The organism is Mucilaginibacter sp. R-33 (assembly GCF_049949235.1).
Lineage (GTDB): Bacteria > Bacteroidota > Bacteroidia > Sphingobacteriales > Sphingobacteriaceae > Mucilaginibacter.
Window position 1 is genome coordinate 3,035,630 of record NZ_CP188089.1, and the last position, 16,680, is coordinate 3,052,309.

Sequence of the window (16,680 nt, forward strand, 5' to 3'; positions counted from 1 at the left end):
GATTACACCAATTTGTTGAGGTGATTTTCACCGATTTTTTTGATTATAGAATGTTTGCTTCGTGCTAAACTGCTAATGGCAAATTTAAAACTGCAAACCGCCAGCTCAAAACTGCCAACTGAATTATTGATTATCCCGCCACTCGTATACCCAGGCCGATTGGATCTGCTCCAGGTGCCCTTCGTTTGATTCGGCACGGGTACCGGCAAAATTAGGCAGGCTCAATACCCATTCCAGCAGTTCGGTAAAACGGATGCGGTATATTCTTGATTCGTCAAAATCGTCACCAAACTTTTCATAAAGTTCAATGGCAATATCTTCATAATCATTCCAGTGAATTGGTAAGGCAAATTTATTATCGCTCATTTTTGTTGATTTTACGTACTACCCGGGGGTTACGCTAATACGTTGTAAATTATACGTTTTATTTATTGTTTTAAACGGATTAATGCAAATATTAGTGGCCTAAAAACTGCGACTGATCCGGCAGGGTAACTTCAATGTCGCCATCAACAATCACACACTGACAACCCAGCCGCGAATTAATGCGCGGGTTAACAGCCCTGTCAATAAAATCCTCTTCTTTATCGGATATCTCCTGGATGTTATCCATCCCCTTGTTTACATAAACATGGCATGTGCTGCATCCGCAAACACCACCGCAATTGTGCTGTAGTTCAATGCCATTCTCCAGGCATACGTCTAATACAGATTCTCCTTCGGCTATAGGTAACTCAACGCTTTCGTGCCCTTTTTCCTCGAAATTGATCTTTATTTTATAAATGTTCATTTAAGCAAAAGTAACAAAATTACTCGGGTGCGGTAAACCCTTTATTGTTTTTGATAATACCCTGACTTAATAAAGTATAAACTTCCTGTAACATAGGCATCTCGCTTAGCATCTGCATGTGCATGGCCATAGTGCCTTCGTCATTACGCACTGCCGGGCCGGTTTGCACATTGCGCGGCTCCTGTTCAAGCACTTTTTGAGCAGTTTCCAGGATCAGGGGGCGCAGCAGATTAAACTCCATCTGATTTTGCGCCAGCAGGTCCTGGGCAACCCCGTACAAATAATTGGGAAAATTACAGGCAAATACCGCGGCAAGGTGCAATATTTTGCGCCGGGCGGAGTTAACGCTATATACATTATTACTGATGGTAAATGCCAGCTGCTTTAAATCAGCAAGTATACCGTCGTCAGCACCTTCAAGACAGAGCGGGACAGATCGGAAATCAACCTCTCTTATCTTGCTAAACGTTTGCAGGGGATAAAATACACCGGCCTTCGGGGTAAAAGCCAGTAAACTGTTCAAATCGGTTGAGCCCGATGTATGTACTATTAACTTTTTATGGGCCGATAGCGCTTTAACAACAGTCGTTATAGCATCGTCCTTAACCGAAACAACAAACAATCCTGTATCGGGATTAATATTGTCAAGGTTATCTATCGCTTCGGCAGCTACATGGTAAGCCAGCAGCGCGGCATGCTGCATATTGCGGCTGTATACCTGTACAATGCGGTGGCCGGCATTTTTAAACGCTGCAGCCATATGAGTAGCTACATTGCCCGAGCCTATTATGGTAATGTTCATATTATCTTTACAATGGAGTAAATTATTTAACTAACTGTAGTATAAATATTTCTGTATTTTAGGAACCAACATCTAATACCGCATGAAAATACTTAAAGTAAGCATAATAATTGTGATATTTCTTGTCGGGGCCGCGTCATTAATCCTTTACGGCTTCTATAGATATAACAATAAGGAAACCAAAACCTTAACCGATGCCAGCCGCAAAAACATCCCTGGCAGCTTTATCAAATTAAGTCAGGGCGTAACCCATTATCAACTTGAAGGCCCTGCTAATGCCGAAGTTGTTATTCTTGTTCACGGTTTTAGCGTACCCTATTATATCTGGGACCCAACCTACGATTTTTTGATAAAAAAAGGCTACCGGGTATTACGCTATGACATGTACGGCCGCGGCTATTCAGACAGGCCAAATGTTCCTTACAATCAGGATTTTTACAACACCCAAATTCTTGATCTTATCAATCAGCTTAAATTAGGAAACAAAGTAAATTTAGCAGGTGTATCATTCGGCGGTGCGGTAATAACAAACTTTACCTGCAGCCATCCCAACCTGGTTAATAAAGTAATTCTTGTTGACCCTGTATATGAACAAAAGAAACCGGTAGCACCGCAATATTTCACCCTTTACAACGAAACTGTAAATTCCGGCGAACGTGCTAAAGGGCAAATGAGTGACTTTCTTCATCCAAAAGCTCATCCGGAATGGATAAAACGTTATCTGCCGCAAATGAGATATAAAGGTTTCGGGAAGGCGCTGGTTTCAACCATGTACAATTACAACCAGGACGGTAAACAAAGTAATACCTGTTTAAATAGTGCCGGTAAAAACGTACTGCTGATATGGGGTAAAGCAGATAAAACCCTGCCAATACGTTTTAGTGATTCCATCCGCAGTGTATTAAAGACCGACTTTTTCCCGGTTGATGGTGCAGCGCATTTACCCATGATCGAAAAAGCAGATACAGTGAATGCTAAAATCCTTTCGTTTTTGAAGGGGTAATAAAATCATTTTTATCTTTAGTTTTAGAAGATGAAATTCAGATTTATTACCTGCTTATTATTATTAACAAACCTGGCATGTTACGCAAATATCAATTACCACCCCTCTTATTCGGCGGATACTACAATTCATAAAAAGGTTAAACGTATTCAACGAAAAGCTGTATATCACGTAACATATCCGCGTGAAAGCATCAAGGGCTATAAGCCTGCATTCGACAACTGCTTCTATACAAACAGATTTACTGCCACCCAGCGGTTAAAGAAATTTCCTTTTTCAGTTGCAACTAAAATTTTAGCAATATCATATGTTGGCCTACCAAAGAATCCTAATATAACTATTGATTCGGCAGGTTTTCCTAAAGCATCAGAAGAACCGGATAGCATTGGAGGCATTATTATAGAAAATGGCCAATTAAAATACGACAATGTTAAGCAGTCAAAAGTCTTAACGCGTGAACAACTTGAAAAGGTCTCTGATATTATTTTCAACTATGGCTATAGCGGTATGAAAAACTACCTGATAACAGCCCTGCCGGGTTGCTTCGAACCACGCAATTCGATCGTATTTCTTGATAAGAATGATAATGTGATTGACCATCTTGATATTTGTTTTGCTTGCAAGGCGAGTGAGTCCGGTTCGGAAAAAATAAGTATAGGAATAGATTGTAAACAGAAATACGATATGTTGAAAGCGTTCTTCATAAGTGTCGGGGTACCTTACGGAACAAGGAAGTATGATCAATAAACCCTTTCCGCCCAATCAATCTCATCAGCAAGCGTTACCCTGCTAAACTCAATATGTGCTACCCTACGTTTTTTGTTATTGGTGGTTCGGCTTGAGGCGTGCATGAGCAACGGCCGCATGATCATGATACCACCGGCCTGTACATTACAACTCACTTCAGTTTCTTGCTGCCAGTCGATGTTTTCGGGGCGATATATTTCTTTAAGGTGTGAACCGGGTAATACATTCAATGCACCATTATCTTCATTGGTATCATCCAGATGAATGCGAACAGTGAAATTATCCTGCAAAATATGGAGCGGAGGCTGTACAGCAAACTGGTTTTGCTTAACCGTCCAGGGACCGTAGCCTGTTATATCAATTTTCTTATCCACAGAGATAGTCAGGTCCTGGTGCCAGGCCACAAACCAGTTTGATGATCCGGGCTTATCAAAATAGATTGATTTTACAACAAAGTAGTCATCGCCAAAAATAGTGGAGATAACACTTTTTAACTTGTCATTCAATAAAAGAGGAGAAACATCCGGAACAGCCTTCAGAAACTGCCTTATAGCAAATACATCCGCTGTTTGGCGGAAAAGCGGGCCTGATCTGTCAGCGGATTCTATGACGTTAATTACGGTATTAACTTCGGCACCGGTATAAATATCATCCATAACGGTAAATCCGTCATGAGCTATATGATACCGGTGCCCGGTTAAATCCATCTAACAGAAATTAAACAGTTTTAAGTTCTTTATTACGTCTTTGAATTGAAAGCAGGAAGCCAATCACCATAATGATAGTACCGCTCCAGAAGAAGTTGATATACGGGAAGCTGATAGCGCGCATCACAATCCATGGGCGTTTGTTTTGCGGCTGCTGGTAAACAGTGATTTCTACTTTTTTATTCTCAGGGTTGATCCTTGAAAAGCGCAGTTTTAATCCGGCGTCCTCAACCTTGCGGGCAAAATCAAACACGTTACCGCCCCTGATCATGAACACAGGTTCGGCGGTATACACCTTGCCATCATGCGCATGAACCTCGATATTAGCGCCGATAGCCACATCGTTGGCAGTAAGCGGGATATTTTGTACGGTAGCCTGTTTGTTTAATGATTTAACCAGCATAAAGCCGTCGCGATACCTGATGGTATCACCAATGGCAACTTCATGGGCTACAGGCTCATCGTAGTTTTTATCATCGTTACCTTCATCATGACCGGCCTCGCCCTGCATAGCAAAACCTTCGCTTGGGATAGCGGTGACATGGGTATACAAGTCATTTAACAAGTAATGTTTAGTATCGGGCGATGAAGACATTCCCGCATCGCGACTGGCCTGTACTTTGGGTTTAAGCACAAAGTTTTCAAGCACTTTGCCGTTAGCATCAAACTTTTTATAATCAACCCTGTAAAAATGGTAAGGTGATGATACCGAGTCGCCAAGGTAGGTAACTGTATAATCGCCCATTTTTACCGGGGTGTTTTTGTAGATCATGATATTTTCGCGGGCATTGCCAGCCTTAGCGTCAAAACCCTGCACATTAACTACGCCACTCGCGTTTTCAGAAACTACTTTACTGGTGCCTGCTGCTATTACCGCGCCCACCATCAACAAGCCAAATCCTAAATGCGCTACGGCCGAGCCGGCCAGTTTAAACTTGCCCTTAAAGGCATCAACCAAAACTTTAGCATTGGCAATAACCGAGTAAACCGAACCGCACATCACCAGATTAAACACGAAATTAAGGCGATAAACCCCGGTTAAGTAAACAACAAGCGCTGTTACCAGTATGGCAAACACAAGGTAAACACCGGTAGTTATAAAGAACCGGGTAATATCGGTCTTTTTATATTTCAGGAATTGCGTAAAGCCAGTAAGTAAAGTCACCACAAACGCAAATGACGACTGGATCACGTTATAATGTTTAACAGCATCAGAAGGAGGTGCAATCTTGGTACCAAACATGGCATTCCATACAGGTACCGATGTTACTACAATAAGGTGAAAGCATGATAACCCTAAAAACACTGAACCTACAAACATCCAAAACTCGCGTGAGTATGTTTCTTCATCTTTTTTGGTGATAGGCAGTTCTTTCCATCGCCATACCAAAACCCAAACAGATAAAACAAGGAATATCAGGATGCCGATAACCAATTGCCAGAACATACCTAAATCGGTAAACGCATGAACTGAGCTTTCGCCCAGGATACCGCTTCTTGAAAGAAATGAGGTGTACCATACCAGTACAAAACTCAGCAATACCAGCAGTGTAGCTGTAAAATATGAATGGCCTGTATTTTTAAATACAATAAGTACGTGCAATGCCGCGACCATGGTTAACCACGGAAATATCGAACCGTTCTCAACCGGGTCCCAGGCCCAAAAGCCACCGAAGTTTAACGACTCATAAGCCCAAAACGAACCCATGATCACACCGGTACCCAATATCATAGACCCAAATAAGGCGTATGATATGGCGGGCTGTACCCACTCTTTATATCGCTTTTGCCAAAGCCCGGCCACCGCGTAAGCAAACGGAACAACTATTGAAGCAAAGCCCAGGAACAAGGTAGGCGGGTGAATAACCATCCAGTAATTTTGCAGCGATGGGTTCATTCCTTGTCCGTCTTTTATAAAGTCGAGGTAGTTCGGCTGCGAGAATATAGGCGCTTCGATACCTGAATTACGCAACAACAAGAATGGCGAGCTGCCTATCCGCTGACCGAAAATATCGATACCCAGTACCATGGTTCCCAGAATAACCTGCGACAGGGCAACAACAGTCATTACCGGGCGCTCCCATGATTTAGCCCTTGCAATAAGTACGTTACCTAAAACGGCCTGCCAAAAGGCCCAAAGCAAAAAGCCGCCCTCCTGCCCGTTCCAGAAACCCGATACCAGGTAATAAACAGGCAATGAGCGCGAGGTATAAGCCCAGGCATAATGATACTCGAAATAGTGATTATAAAGCACATAGAACAGGCAGGTGCCCATTCCTAAAATAGAGATAGAATTTACGTAAAAACCTAAACGGCCTAAACGCTGCCAGCCGCTGTCGGCCTTACCGGCATCATCTGTAGTAGCAAAATAGTAACTTATAAATGACAGCAGGGCTGCACCAAACGAAAGAACAATAAAAAACTGGCCGATTTGTCCCGGTAAAAGGTGTTCGCCCTTAAAAACTGTATTCATCAAAAATGATTAAATGCTGGCTTGTTTAGCCTTCGCTTCTGTAACTTCTAACTTATCCTGGGTGTATTTGGATGGACATTTCATCAGGATCTTCGATGCATGAAACTCACTTCCAACCATCTGGCCGGTAAGTACCAGTTGCTCCGAGCGCTCAAAATCTTCCGGCTTGGTACCGGTAAAAACAACTTTACGTTCTTCTCCCTTATTATCTTTCATGTAAAATGAAAAATAATTGGCATCCTTAGTAGCGTCATAAACCATCTCCTTTCCCTTGCTGAAATGGCCTATTACATGCAGTTCGCTGCTGGTTTGCTGCGCCTCGGCAAAGGTAGCATAGGTGCTTGAGCTTGAATAAACACTAATGATAACCGCTATGGCTATAGCGATAACAACAAGACCAAAAATTGCACTTTTTTTCATCCGCGGTTTATATAATTAAAATAACGATTTGCAAAAATACAAAACATGCAGCGAATAATGTTTATTACAAGACATATGTATTATTTAGAATCATTCTTGATTATATAAAACCAGCGTTATTGCGAGGAACGAAGCAATCGCGAACTATACAGGGACATTTACATGGCTGCTCTGTAAAGTCGGGGATTGCTTCGTTCCTCGCAATGACGCATCTTTATTATGGTATTTTTGGCGATGCCTGCGGCCCGGGCTCTACGCTCATACGCCTGCAGGCTTTACGCTCATTGGCCGGTATCCGCTACGATCCCTATCGCGAAAAGTTTTAAACCAAAACGAGGCCGGCTTTTTCAAACCCACCTCGCTATATATAAAACTATTAAATCCTTAATTATGGCCAGATACCCAAATTTTGATAAGATACCGCTATTTTATTAATTGCGCCAACCATGGCCGCGTTACGCAGGGTACCGATATCGGGATTGTTTTTGTAGATCTCCCTGATCTCGTGGTATGAGCGGATCATGGTATCTTCCAGTCCTGAGTTTACCAGTTCAAGCTCTGATGCACCTTTAATAATGGTTGAGCGCTGTACCGGGGTTAAAGCTACACCAGTGATCCCTTCAACCATGTTTACCAGGTTAAGGTTGGAGTTTTCCTCAAACCTGCGGTTCATACGGCCGAAAGCTACGTGGCTCAGGTTTTTCAACCATTCAAAATATGATACGGTAACACCGCCGGCATTGGCAAACATATCCGGAACTATCATCCCACCATTGGCGTAAAATATAGCCTCAGCCTCGGGTGATGTTGGGCCGTTTGCGCCTTCAACAATAATTTTAGCTTGTATGTTACGGATATTTGATTCAGTGATCTGGTTTTCAAGAGCTGCCGGCACTAAAATATCGCATGGTTGTTCAAGCCCTTCCATGGTATTGGTAAATTCCTGTATTGCAGCCGCATATCCCAAAATAGAACCGGTGGCCTTACGATGCTGGAATACAGCCTCGATATCTAAGCCGTTCTCGTTATAAATAGCGCCTTCAAACTCGCAAAGGCCAACTATTATAGCACCCATTTCGGATAAAAACTTAGCCGAATAGTAGCCTACGTTACCAAGGCCCTGTACAATTACCCTTTTGCCTGATAAGCCTGGCAAAAGGCCAATCCTTTGCATATCCTCGCCAACGCTTACGCACTCGCGGGTGGCAATGGCTACTCCACGGCCGGTTGCTTCCCTCCTGCCGGCAATACCGTGCAAGGCGATAGGTTTACCGGTTACAGCGCCCATAGCATCCAGCTGACCGGGGTTCATGGTAGCATAAGTATCTGCAATCCAGCTCATTTCGCGCTCGCCCGATCCATAGTCAGGTGCCGGCACGTCAATGCTTGGGCCAATAAAGTTCTTTTTGATTAACTCAACGGTATAACGGCGGGTGATGTTTTCCAGCTCGCTTACGGTATAGTTTTTAGGATTAATTTTGATACCGCCTTTGGCGCCGCCAAACGGAACGTTAACAATGGCGCATTTGTAAGTCATGAGCGCGGCGAGGGCCATCACCTCATCCTCGTTCACCATTTCGCTGTAACGGATACCGCCTTTAGTGGGCGATTGGTGGTGCGAGTGCTCCACACGCCAGGCGTCAATTACCTCGAACCCGTTGCCCCTGCGGATAGGAAAACGGAAGCGGTAAACACTGTTACATGATTTAATTTGATCAAGCAAACCGGCATCATGTTTGGTGAATTGGGCAGCATAATCGAAGTTTTTACACACGTCGCTGAAGAAGTGTGTTTCCTGGTCGGCAATCAAAATATTCGTAGCCATAACTATTGTATAAATATTAATCTCTTAAAAAAGTGAGCAAATTTGGTACAATTTTTATCAATATTGCAAATATTTCTTAGTTAGTGTGCCGTATACACTACCTAACACCGCCATGAATAATATGTTTAAATTGTTTAAACATATTATTTGAACTACTTATCGTTTTCGACTTTTTTTAACCGGCGGTCTATAGTAAACAGGTAAATAGCCAGTCCAACAAAAATTATGGAAATAGTTGCTACAACCACGTAAATTTTTCCCGACTGGCGCAGGGCATCGGCCATTTCAACCTGCTGCCCTGGTTGTGCAAAAACAACGGTACAAAACGTAAGCAGCAACAATAAAAGCGTTAATTTCTTCATCTTAATTTATAGCGTTCTTCTTATTCTCAATTAAACGGATACGGTAACGGATAGTTGCTATCCAAAGGGCAATAAAACTCCAGCCTAACATAGCCGGATAAAAGGCTATCTTCATACCGTTATCAAGGTCGTATTTACCAAATGCAGGGTTACCGCCGCTGCCGGGGTGTAATGAATCTGTCATGCGGGGCAAAACAAATATCAGCACGATCATAATCGGGAAAGCAAAGATATTGTAGATAGCCGAGATCTTGGCCCGCTTCTGCTCCTCATCAATAGAGTTACGAAGCACCAGGTAAGCACAGTACAACAAAAATGCAATGGCGGCACTGTTTTGTTTTGGATCACCGCTCCAAAACTCGCCCCAGGTAAATTTTGCCCAAAGCATACCGGTTAAAAGGCCCAAGGTGTAAAACAGCAACCCGGTATTAACGCTCTCAACAGCAGCAAGATCGTGTTCTTCTTTACCCGTTTGCAGGTATTTGATACTGAAGTAGACCGATACCACAAAAACAGTCAGCATGCCCATCCACATAGGTACGTGAAAATACAAATTACGGATGGTTTCGTGAATAATTGGCAGCCTCGGCGCTTTGAGAACCAGGCCGGTGTAAAAGGTAGACAGCACCAGCAAAACAGCCGCAACCTTCCACCATGTTTGATAAATAAACTTCATATGATTTATGGCGGTAAATGTAACTAATTATTTGCTCATTGATTCGACACTAAGTTTAGGCAAACATAAAGTATTACACATTTTAGTGAATCTCTCTTATAACTGGTGCGGACTTAAAATTCTCCTGACCGGCACTCTTTATTACTTTCACAGTATTACTTACATAAAACGTTGACAGCAATTTGTTATTGGAAATATCTAATTGGGATACAGCCGTTGAAAGCAGTCCAATGTAAGTGAGAGCAACGTTTGGTCTGATGTCAATAGTCTTTAACGCCTTATTATCTATCAATTCTAATACGCTGAGATTAGTCAGGTTTTCCAATTTGATGTTTTTAAACGCATTGCTCTGTAAATAAAGTTGTCTGATGCTATCAGTGCCATTTAATTCGACTGTTTCCAAGTCATTATGGGCCGCCGCCAAAACGGTCAAATTTCTGAGATTCTTTAGCGTCAACTTTTTTCCGAGAACATTGCCTCCGATATAAATTTCCTTAATCGTATTATTGTCAAAAAACACATCCAGGTTCGCAATCTGGTTAGACATTGCATAAACCCTTTCTAAACTTTTAAAATATTTTAAATCATCTAACAGCCTAATATCACTTTTGGCAATGTTTAAATTCACCACAGTGTCAATTTCGGATACTTCTATTTCGCCGTTTTTATTAAAATCATAGCCTCTTTTAAGTAAAGCCGATTTTAAATTTTGGTCTTTAAATACTATTTGTTGTGCTGAAACTCCCTGCGCAACAAAAACAACAGCTAACACTAAATAGCTTATATATTTCATAAAGGATGGTAACAAGAATTATATCTGCGATGGTGGCGGCAAATATAATTCGAAATAAGCAAAGTCTTCCTGAAATTAATCAATCCCCCGGCTCATAATCAACCGGCAGCAGATCGCCAAGCTTAGCCTTCGACCATGAACCTTCATAAAGCGGACTTGGGCTTGATACCACAATACCGTTCATATCAAATGCGATATAGCCCGAATATTTGGTCATGATACTGGTTTCGTAGTTAGGCATATCCAGCGGATGATAAACGTCCTTAAACTCGGTAGTCTCTTCGCGTTTGGTATATACTACATATAAAAAGTGCGGAAAGGTAAGGGCATAAATCCCATCCTGCGGTGTTTTCCTCAAGATCTCAAACTCCTGGTAAGGCAGCTTCGCGAGGTTTTCCCGGTACCATTTGGTCATCTTCGACAGGTTGTAATACCGCATGGCCGAATCGCGCGGCCCCTCCCGGTACTTTTTCATCTTCTGCATCAGCACGGCTTCTTCCGGCCGCTCCGGATTAATTTGCCTCGTAAAATCATGCGCTTCAAACCCTTCTTGTTTTAACGTTCCTTTATAAAGCGAGCGGTAAAAATGCTGGGCCGATCCATAATAGGCCTGTTCGCGTTTCTGCTTCCAGAGTTTCTTCTGCGCTGCGCTGCCGGGCAGGTTCTCGAACAGGGCACTTCCCGAATAGGATATGGTATGCTCAATAGCATCATACAAAAAGTTTTTGAGCAAAAATTTGGTACGATAGCCTAAGGCCAGGTTCTCTACCACCAAAAACTCATCGCCAGAGGCCTCCAACTGTTGTTTACCTCTATGATAAATGATATTTAAAATATGTGGATTGGTTACCTTACATTCCTTTCCGTTTTCGGTATCACCAACAAATTCCTTGCGGAACAGTTCGTAATTTTTTTTCCAGTCGGCACTGCTGCTGATCACTACTTCGCGCAGCATCAGCACTTTTTGATTAACCTCGATACTTAATTTTGCAGGTTCACGGCCAACCAGCACCGTTGTGGAATATTCTTCAATGCTAACGCCGGTGACGACCAGTTGGTATTGTCCTGGCTTCACGCCAGCCAGGGTAAAAGTACCATCCTCGGCAGTAGAGGTACCGTAGGTGGCATTATTTAAAAATACGCTGGCATTGGCTACCGGGCTTTTAGTATCGGCCCGCACCACCTTACCTGTAATAGTACCGGTTTGTGCCGAAACGATGAGCGGACATATAAACGCGATAAGCAAAAACCAATAAAAACGCATTAATTAAAATTAGGATATTTTTTCAATCTGCTAAAAAACACATTTTTTATGAACGGTTAATGAATTGCCGGTGTATAATTTTTGTTGCGGTAATGTCTGAACCCGAATTTATTGAGTGAGAGAATTTATAGAATTTTAATCTTTTTAATTCAGCCTGTTTCTTGATTCTTAAATCCAGTTCGGCCAATTCAAATTAGTCCCTCCACAGATAGGGGAAAAGCAACAACGCGGTAGCTATTACAATGGCATTGATAGCGCACAAAACGCCTATGTTGCCGTAAAAGAAACTTCGGTCTACCCCATCCATAGCGCTCTTGCTTAACTTAATAAGCACCAATATAACAGGGATAATAACCGGGAAGCTTAATATAGCCATTAGGGTACCGTTATTACCGGCTTTTGACGCGATGGCCGAGATCATGGTGAACACGGTGGAAAAACTGACGCTCCCCAGCAACACCGCCAGGAAATAATATAGTGGGTCGCCAAGGGCATTGGGGAAAAATACTTTATAGATAATTAATGCCAAAGTGCTCAGCAAAGCCATCAGCAAAATATTATAGATTGTTTTTGATAGGATAATTGCCTGCGGACTGGCAATAGAATAATAATAAAGCAGCCGGCTTTTACTTTCCTGCATAAAGCTTTTGGCTATGGCATTTACCGATGCAAACAGCATAATGATCCAAAACAACACGTTCCAAACTATGGGGTAACCGCTGCTATTGGAAAAACCGGGATTTAAGTTGAGGGAGATATAACAAACAAAAACCGTTGAAACCACATACAGCAAAACGCCATTAAAAGCATATTTGGACCGCCACTCCAGCAAAACTTCCTTTTTGAGCAGGTACCAGGTTTCGTTAACAAGTTTCATCACCGCAAATGTAATAATTACCTGCGAGTGAGTAAGGACATTTGACAAGCTAAAAAAATTAGCTTAATTTTGAATATAACATACCAATTACCATGCCTGTAGCTTATTTCCGCACACCGGTTGGCATTGCCCGCATAGCCGAAGAAGATGGCTTTATAGCATCAGTATCGATACGCGATGAGGAATATGAGATTGCTCCTGCTCCTACCCCGCTGCTGCAAGCTGCTATTGATGAGTTAAATGAATACTTTGCCGGTACAAGGAAGCAATTTACCTTTCCTATAAAGCAGGAAGGCAGTGAGTTTCAACAACAGGTTTGGGACGAATTGATCCAGATCCCTTACGGAACAACCATTACTTACGCCCAGCAGTCAAACCAAATGAATAATCCGTTGGCTATAAGGGCAATAGCATCTGCCAATGGCCGTAACAACCTATGGGTTGTAGTGCCCTGTCACCGGGTAATAGGGTCAAATGGCAGCTTAACCGGCTACGCGGGCGGTATATGGCGCAAAAAATGGCTGCTTGAGCATGAGGCAAAGGTAATGGGCGTTGGGCAAACCAGGCTGGAGTTTTAAACGCCCACCTTCAATAACATCGACATTTTTTCATGCAGTTGGTATGGCTGAAACGGCTTTGAAAGCACATCGTTCATCCCTGCCGATAATGCTTCCTGCTGCTCATGGTCATAACTTGCTGCCGAAAGCGATATGATGGGAATACTCCGTTTAGGCTCCTCAAAATCAACCCTGATGGTTTTAGCTGCCTGGTAACCGTTCATTTCGGGCATATGTGTATCCATTAAAACAATGTCATAGTCTTTATTAGTAAGCCTCTCAATAACCTTACGGCCGTTATCAACCATCTCCACCTCTACATTCCAGTCCTTTAATATTTTGGAGAGCATAAACTGGTTAACCATGTTATCTTCAGCTACCAGCACCCGTACATTATTAAACGGCGGCAATATTTTATCAGTTTTGGCAGTTACCTTAGTTTTGGGTTTAATACTGATGGTATACCAGCATACAAAGTTGAAAGTACTGCCTCTGCCTACCTGGCTGCTTACGGTAAGTTCGCCTCCCTTTAGCTCGGCAAGCTTTTTCACAATGGTTAAACCAAGCCCGGTACCACCGTATTTGCTTACGGTATCTTCTTCGGCCTGTTCAAATGAATCAAAGATCCTGTTAAGCCTGTCGGCCGGGATGCCGATGCCCGTATCCTCAACACTGAATTTCAGCTTTACCTTATCATTGTGTTTTTGAAGTACGGTAATCTTCAGCTTTACATAACCCCTTTCGGTAAACTTAAGCGCGTTGCTCAGCAGGTTCATCAATATCTGGTTCAGGCGTAATGAATCTACCATGAGGTATTCTGGTACTTCATCTTCAATATCCAGCAAAAACTCAATATTATTTTCGTCGGCTTTAAATTTAAGCAGGTTAAAAACCGAGTTTACAATGTCATAAACATTATTGGCCGCTCGGATGATGCTGAATTTACCAGCCTCAATTTTGGAGATATCAAGTACATCATTGATCACACCCAACAACGATTTTGATGAGGTATCAAGCAAATCAAGCATCCCCACTTGCTGATCGGTAAGATCTGTTTTACGCAAAAGCGAAGTGATACCTATTATGCCATTAACCGGTGTACGCAGCTCATGGCTCATATTGGCCAAAAAGGTTTCTTTCACCTTTTTGCTGTATTCCGCGTTTTCTTTCGATTTGATGAGCTGCTCCTGGTAACTTTTTTGCGGAGAAATATCGCTGATATTAATAAATATGGTTTTGTTGCGGTATGCCGCGCGGCACTCCACCCAAATTACCCTTTTATCAAAGGTTTCAAACTTAAATTCAAAAATGGCATAGGCCAGGTTGTCTTTTATGATTTCACCCAGTTTTTTGCGAAACGGCGGCTTATGATCGTCTATGGCCAGGTCAACAATACTTTTACCAATAAGCTCATCAGGCCTGAAACCCATTATTTTTTCGACGGTTGGATTGATATTGTCAATGCGGAGACTTTGCGCGTCGACCGATGTGATAATATCGGCCGAGTTTTTTACAACTATGGCATAGTTCTGCAGCTCATCGTTCTTTTGTTTTATTTCGGCCTGGGTGCGGGCCAGTTGTACAAATGAATCAACCTTGGCCGATGTAATGTAAGGATCGAGCGGTTTGTAAAGATAATCTACAGCGCCGGTACCGAGGCCTTTAACAGCATACTTGGCTTCTTTTGAAATAGCTGTAACAAAAACAACCAGGATATCTTTGGTACGCGGGTTTGATTTGAGCATTTCCACCAGTTCAAAGCCGTCCATTTCGGGCATCTGAACATCAACTAAAGCAATGGCAATATTGGTTTCCCAGGCAATTTTAAGAGCTTCATTTGGCGAGGTAGTAGAAAATATTTTGATATCATCGCGTTTAAGCAATGCCTCCAGAGCAATGATGTTCTCTTCTCTGTCATCAACTATAAGAATATTAACAGGGGTCATTTAATATTAATTAGGGGGGGGGTGATTGTCATGAAAGTAAAAGTTTAAAAATCTCATCCTGTGTTAAAACATAATCGGCAGCACCTAAATTTATAGCTGCCTTTGGCATTTCGGCCATTTCCGCGTCGCTGGGCTCCTGCGCTATGGTAAGGCTGCCGCTTTTCTTTAATTTTAATAAGCCTTCGGCGCCATCCTGGTTGGCACCTGAAAGTAATATCGCCATGCACCTGTCACCATAAACCTCGGCGGCGCTTTCAAAAGTAACATCAATTGATGGCTTTGAATACCATACCGGCTCCGAAACATCCAGGCTAAAATAACCGCCGCGTTCAATTAAGGTATGATAGTTTGCCGGGGCAATATACATAGTATCCGTTTTAAGAATATCCTTGTCCTCAATTTCGCGCATGTACATACGGCTGTTCTCGGCAAATAGTTTTTCTATTTCGCTGAAAAAATTTTTTTTCCTGTGTATGATAAGAATTACGGTTTTCCCCAGTTTTTCGGGAAGATCTTTTATGATCTTGAATAAAATTTTGAACGAGCCTGCCGATCCGCCCAATAATACGATCTGGGCGGCATGCCATCTTTCCAGTAACTTTTTATCAGGTCCCAACTTTTTGGTAAATGTTTTCTTTTTGGTTGATCACCTTAAACTTACTCTTAAACGTATCTGACCGGATGGTTTCTTTACTGCCAAGGCATAAATAACCCAGCGGGCAAAGGCTTTTATAAAACAGGTCAAGAATCCGTTCCTGCAGGTATGTTTCAAAATAAATAAAAACATTCCGGCAACTTATCATCTGAAACTCATTAAATACGGTATCAGATATTAAATTATGTACCGAAAACAGTGTATTTTGTTTTAACTCATTGTGTATCGACGCGGCATCGTACAAAATGGTAAAATGATCTGTAATTGAACCTTTTAAATCAGTGTATTGATAATTTTCCGCATAGCTTTTTATATTACGCAAACTGTAGATCCCTTTACGGGCCTCCTTTAAAACCTCGGTATTGATATCCGTGCCGTATATGAACGACTTTTTTCCCAAACCAGCTTCGTTCAGCAATATGGCCATAGAGTAAACCTCTTCGCCCGTTGAGCAGCCTGCACTCCAGATTTTGACGTGCTGATAAGTTGAAAGATACGGAACAACCTGTGAGTTAACCGCACGATAGAATGAAGGATCGCGGAACATTTCGGTTACGTTAACCGTAATTTCTTCCAAAAAGCCCTGAAAAAAGTCTGCGTCATTAATAAGCACATGTTTAAGGTCATAAAACTCAAACTTGTTGAGCAGCATAATACGGGTTAACCTCCGTTTTAATGAAGCTTTGGTATAACCCGAAAAATCAAAGCCATGAACCTTTCTTACAATATCAATAAGCTCATGAACCTGCGCATGTGATATAATTCCCTGCTCTGTATCCATAA

Annotated in this window: 19 protein-coding genes; 4 read left to right on the forward strand and 15 right to left on the reverse strand. The window is 42.2% G+C overall.

The features are described 5' to 3' along the window. Window positions 1–123: 123 nt before the first annotated feature. The 3 genes from iscX to ACP26M_RS12650 form a co-directional block, all read right to left on the reverse strand. On the reverse strand, window positions 124–366 hold the full coding sequence (gene iscX, locus ACP26M_RS12640; protein ID WP_091171429.1) for a Fe-S cluster assembly protein IscX: 243 nt from the start codon (window positions 364–366) through the stop codon (window positions 124–126). A 91-nt stretch (window positions 367–457) separates the two neighbouring features. After that, on the reverse strand, window positions 458–790 hold the full coding sequence (locus ACP26M_RS12645; protein WP_090524420.1) for a 2Fe-2S iron-sulfur cluster-binding protein: 333 nt from the start codon (window positions 788–790) through the stop codon (window positions 458–460). 19 nt (window positions 791–809) lie between these two features. Next, complete coding sequence (locus tag ACP26M_RS12650) at window positions 810–1,592, reverse strand: Rossmann-like and DUF2520 domain-containing protein (RefSeq protein WP_426589344.1); 783 nt, start codon at window positions 1,590–1,592, stop codon at window positions 810–812. Window positions 1,593–1,674: 82 nt separating this feature from the next. Between ACP26M_RS12650 and ACP26M_RS12655 the strand changes: the two genes are divergently transcribed. Continuing rightward, complete coding sequence (locus tag ACP26M_RS12655) at window positions 1,675–2,595, forward strand: alpha/beta fold hydrolase (RefSeq protein ID WP_426589346.1); 921 nt, start codon at window positions 1,675–1,677, stop codon at window positions 2,593–2,595. Window positions 2,596–2,625: 30 nt separating this feature from the next. Further along, complete coding sequence (locus ACP26M_RS12660) at window positions 2,626–3,342, forward strand: hypothetical protein (protein WP_426589348.1); 717 nt, start codon at window positions 2,626–2,628, stop codon at window positions 3,340–3,342. Here ACP26M_RS12660 and ACP26M_RS12665 read toward each other — a convergent pair. From ACP26M_RS12665 to ACP26M_RS12675, 3 genes are read right to left on the reverse strand one after another with little or no spacing between them, the layout of a single operon-like run. Next, window positions 3,336–4,049 carry a phytanoyl-CoA dioxygenase family protein gene (locus ACP26M_RS12665; protein WP_426589350.1) on the reverse strand — a complete coding sequence of 238 codons (714 nt, stop codon included), beginning with the start codon at window positions 4,047–4,049 and terminating at the stop codon, window positions 3,336–3,338. The two genes, ACP26M_RS12660 and ACP26M_RS12665, sit on opposite strands and share 7 nt — an antisense overlap. A 10-nt stretch (window positions 4,050–4,059) precedes the next feature. Then, a complete protein-coding gene (gene ccsA, locus ACP26M_RS12670; protein ID WP_426589352.1) occupies window positions 4,060–6,522 on the reverse strand; it encodes a cytochrome c biogenesis protein CcsA in 2,463 nt (820 codons plus the stop codon). 9 nt (window positions 6,523–6,531) lie between these two features. Then, complete coding sequence (locus tag ACP26M_RS12675) at window positions 6,532–6,942, reverse strand: cytochrome c maturation protein CcmE (RefSeq protein ID WP_090524409.1); 411 nt, start codon at window positions 6,940–6,942, stop codon at window positions 6,532–6,534. A 203-nt stretch (window positions 6,943–7,145) separates the two neighbouring features. Between ACP26M_RS12675 and ACP26M_RS12680 the strand changes: the two genes are divergently transcribed. After that, window positions 7,146–7,268: a hypothetical protein gene (locus ACP26M_RS12680; RefSeq protein WP_354481778.1), complete on the forward strand. Its 123-nt coding sequence runs from the start codon at window positions 7,146–7,148 to the stop codon at window positions 7,266–7,268. A gap of 62 nt (window positions 7,269–7,330) precedes the next feature. On the opposite strand, the gene ACP26M_RS12685 is transcribed toward ACP26M_RS12680, so the two are convergent. The 6 genes from ACP26M_RS12685 to ACP26M_RS12710 form a co-directional block, all read right to left on the reverse strand. Next, window positions 7,331–8,767: a Glu/Leu/Phe/Val family dehydrogenase gene (locus ACP26M_RS12685; protein ID WP_426589355.1), complete on the reverse strand. Its 1,437-nt coding sequence runs from the start codon at window positions 8,765–8,767 to the stop codon at window positions 7,331–7,333. A gap of 152 nt (window positions 8,768–8,919) precedes the next feature. After that, window positions 8,920–9,129 carry a CcmD family protein gene (locus tag ACP26M_RS12690; protein WP_426589357.1) on the reverse strand — a complete coding sequence of 70 codons (210 nt, stop codon included), beginning with the start codon at window positions 9,127–9,129 and terminating at the stop codon, window positions 8,920–8,922. Window position 9,130: 1 nt separating this feature from the next. Continuing rightward, window positions 9,131–9,805 carry a cytochrome c biogenesis protein CcsA gene (gene ccsA, locus ACP26M_RS12695; RefSeq protein WP_426589359.1) on the reverse strand — a complete coding sequence of 225 codons (675 nt, stop codon included), beginning with the start codon at window positions 9,803–9,805 and terminating at the stop codon, window positions 9,131–9,133. Between the two features lie 82 nt (window positions 9,806–9,887). Next, window positions 9,888–10,598: a hypothetical protein gene (locus tag ACP26M_RS12700; RefSeq protein WP_426589361.1), complete on the reverse strand. Its 711-nt coding sequence runs from the start codon at window positions 10,596–10,598 to the stop codon at window positions 9,888–9,890. A 79-nt stretch (window positions 10,599–10,677) separates the two neighbouring features. After that, window positions 10,678–11,862, reverse strand: coding sequence for a carboxypeptidase-like regulatory domain-containing protein (locus tag ACP26M_RS12705; RefSeq protein WP_426589363.1), 1,185 nt, complete (start codon window positions 11,860–11,862; stop codon window positions 10,678–10,680). A gap of 193 nt (window positions 11,863–12,055) precedes the next feature. Then, entirely contained in the window at window positions 12,056–12,739 is a 684-nt protein-coding gene (locus ACP26M_RS12710; protein WP_112652098.1) for a heme exporter protein CcmB, read from the reverse strand. Between the two features lie 92 nt (window positions 12,740–12,831). Between ACP26M_RS12710 and ACP26M_RS12715 the strand changes: the two genes are divergently transcribed. Continuing rightward, window positions 12,832–13,317 (forward strand): methylated-DNA--[protein]-cysteine S-methyltransferase, encoded by a 486-nt coding sequence (locus tag ACP26M_RS12715; RefSeq protein WP_426589366.1) that lies wholly within the window; start codon window positions 12,832–12,834, stop codon window positions 13,315–13,317. On the opposite strand, the gene ACP26M_RS12720 is transcribed toward ACP26M_RS12715, so the two are convergent. Genes ACP26M_RS12720 through ACP26M_RS12730 form a run of 3 tightly spaced genes read right to left on the reverse strand, consistent with a single transcriptional unit; the run spans window position 13,314 to window position 16,678 of the window. Further along, window positions 13,314–15,242 (reverse strand): response regulator, encoded by a 1,929-nt coding sequence (locus ACP26M_RS12720; protein WP_426589368.1) that lies wholly within the window; start codon window positions 15,240–15,242, stop codon window positions 13,314–13,316. The two genes, ACP26M_RS12715 and ACP26M_RS12720, sit on opposite strands and share 4 nt — an antisense overlap. Before the next feature lie 28 nt (window positions 15,243–15,270). Then, window positions 15,271–15,858 carry a chemotaxis protein CheB gene (locus ACP26M_RS12725; RefSeq protein WP_426589370.1) on the reverse strand — a complete coding sequence of 196 codons (588 nt, stop codon included), beginning with the start codon at window positions 15,856–15,858 and terminating at the stop codon, window positions 15,271–15,273. Then, entirely contained in the window at window positions 15,848–16,678 is an 831-nt protein-coding gene (locus ACP26M_RS12730) for a CheR family methyltransferase (protein ID WP_175489898.1), read from the reverse strand. The genes ACP26M_RS12725 and ACP26M_RS12730 overlap by 11 nt, the downstream gene beginning before the upstream one ends. Between the last annotated feature and the right edge of the window lie 2 nt (window positions 16,679–16,680).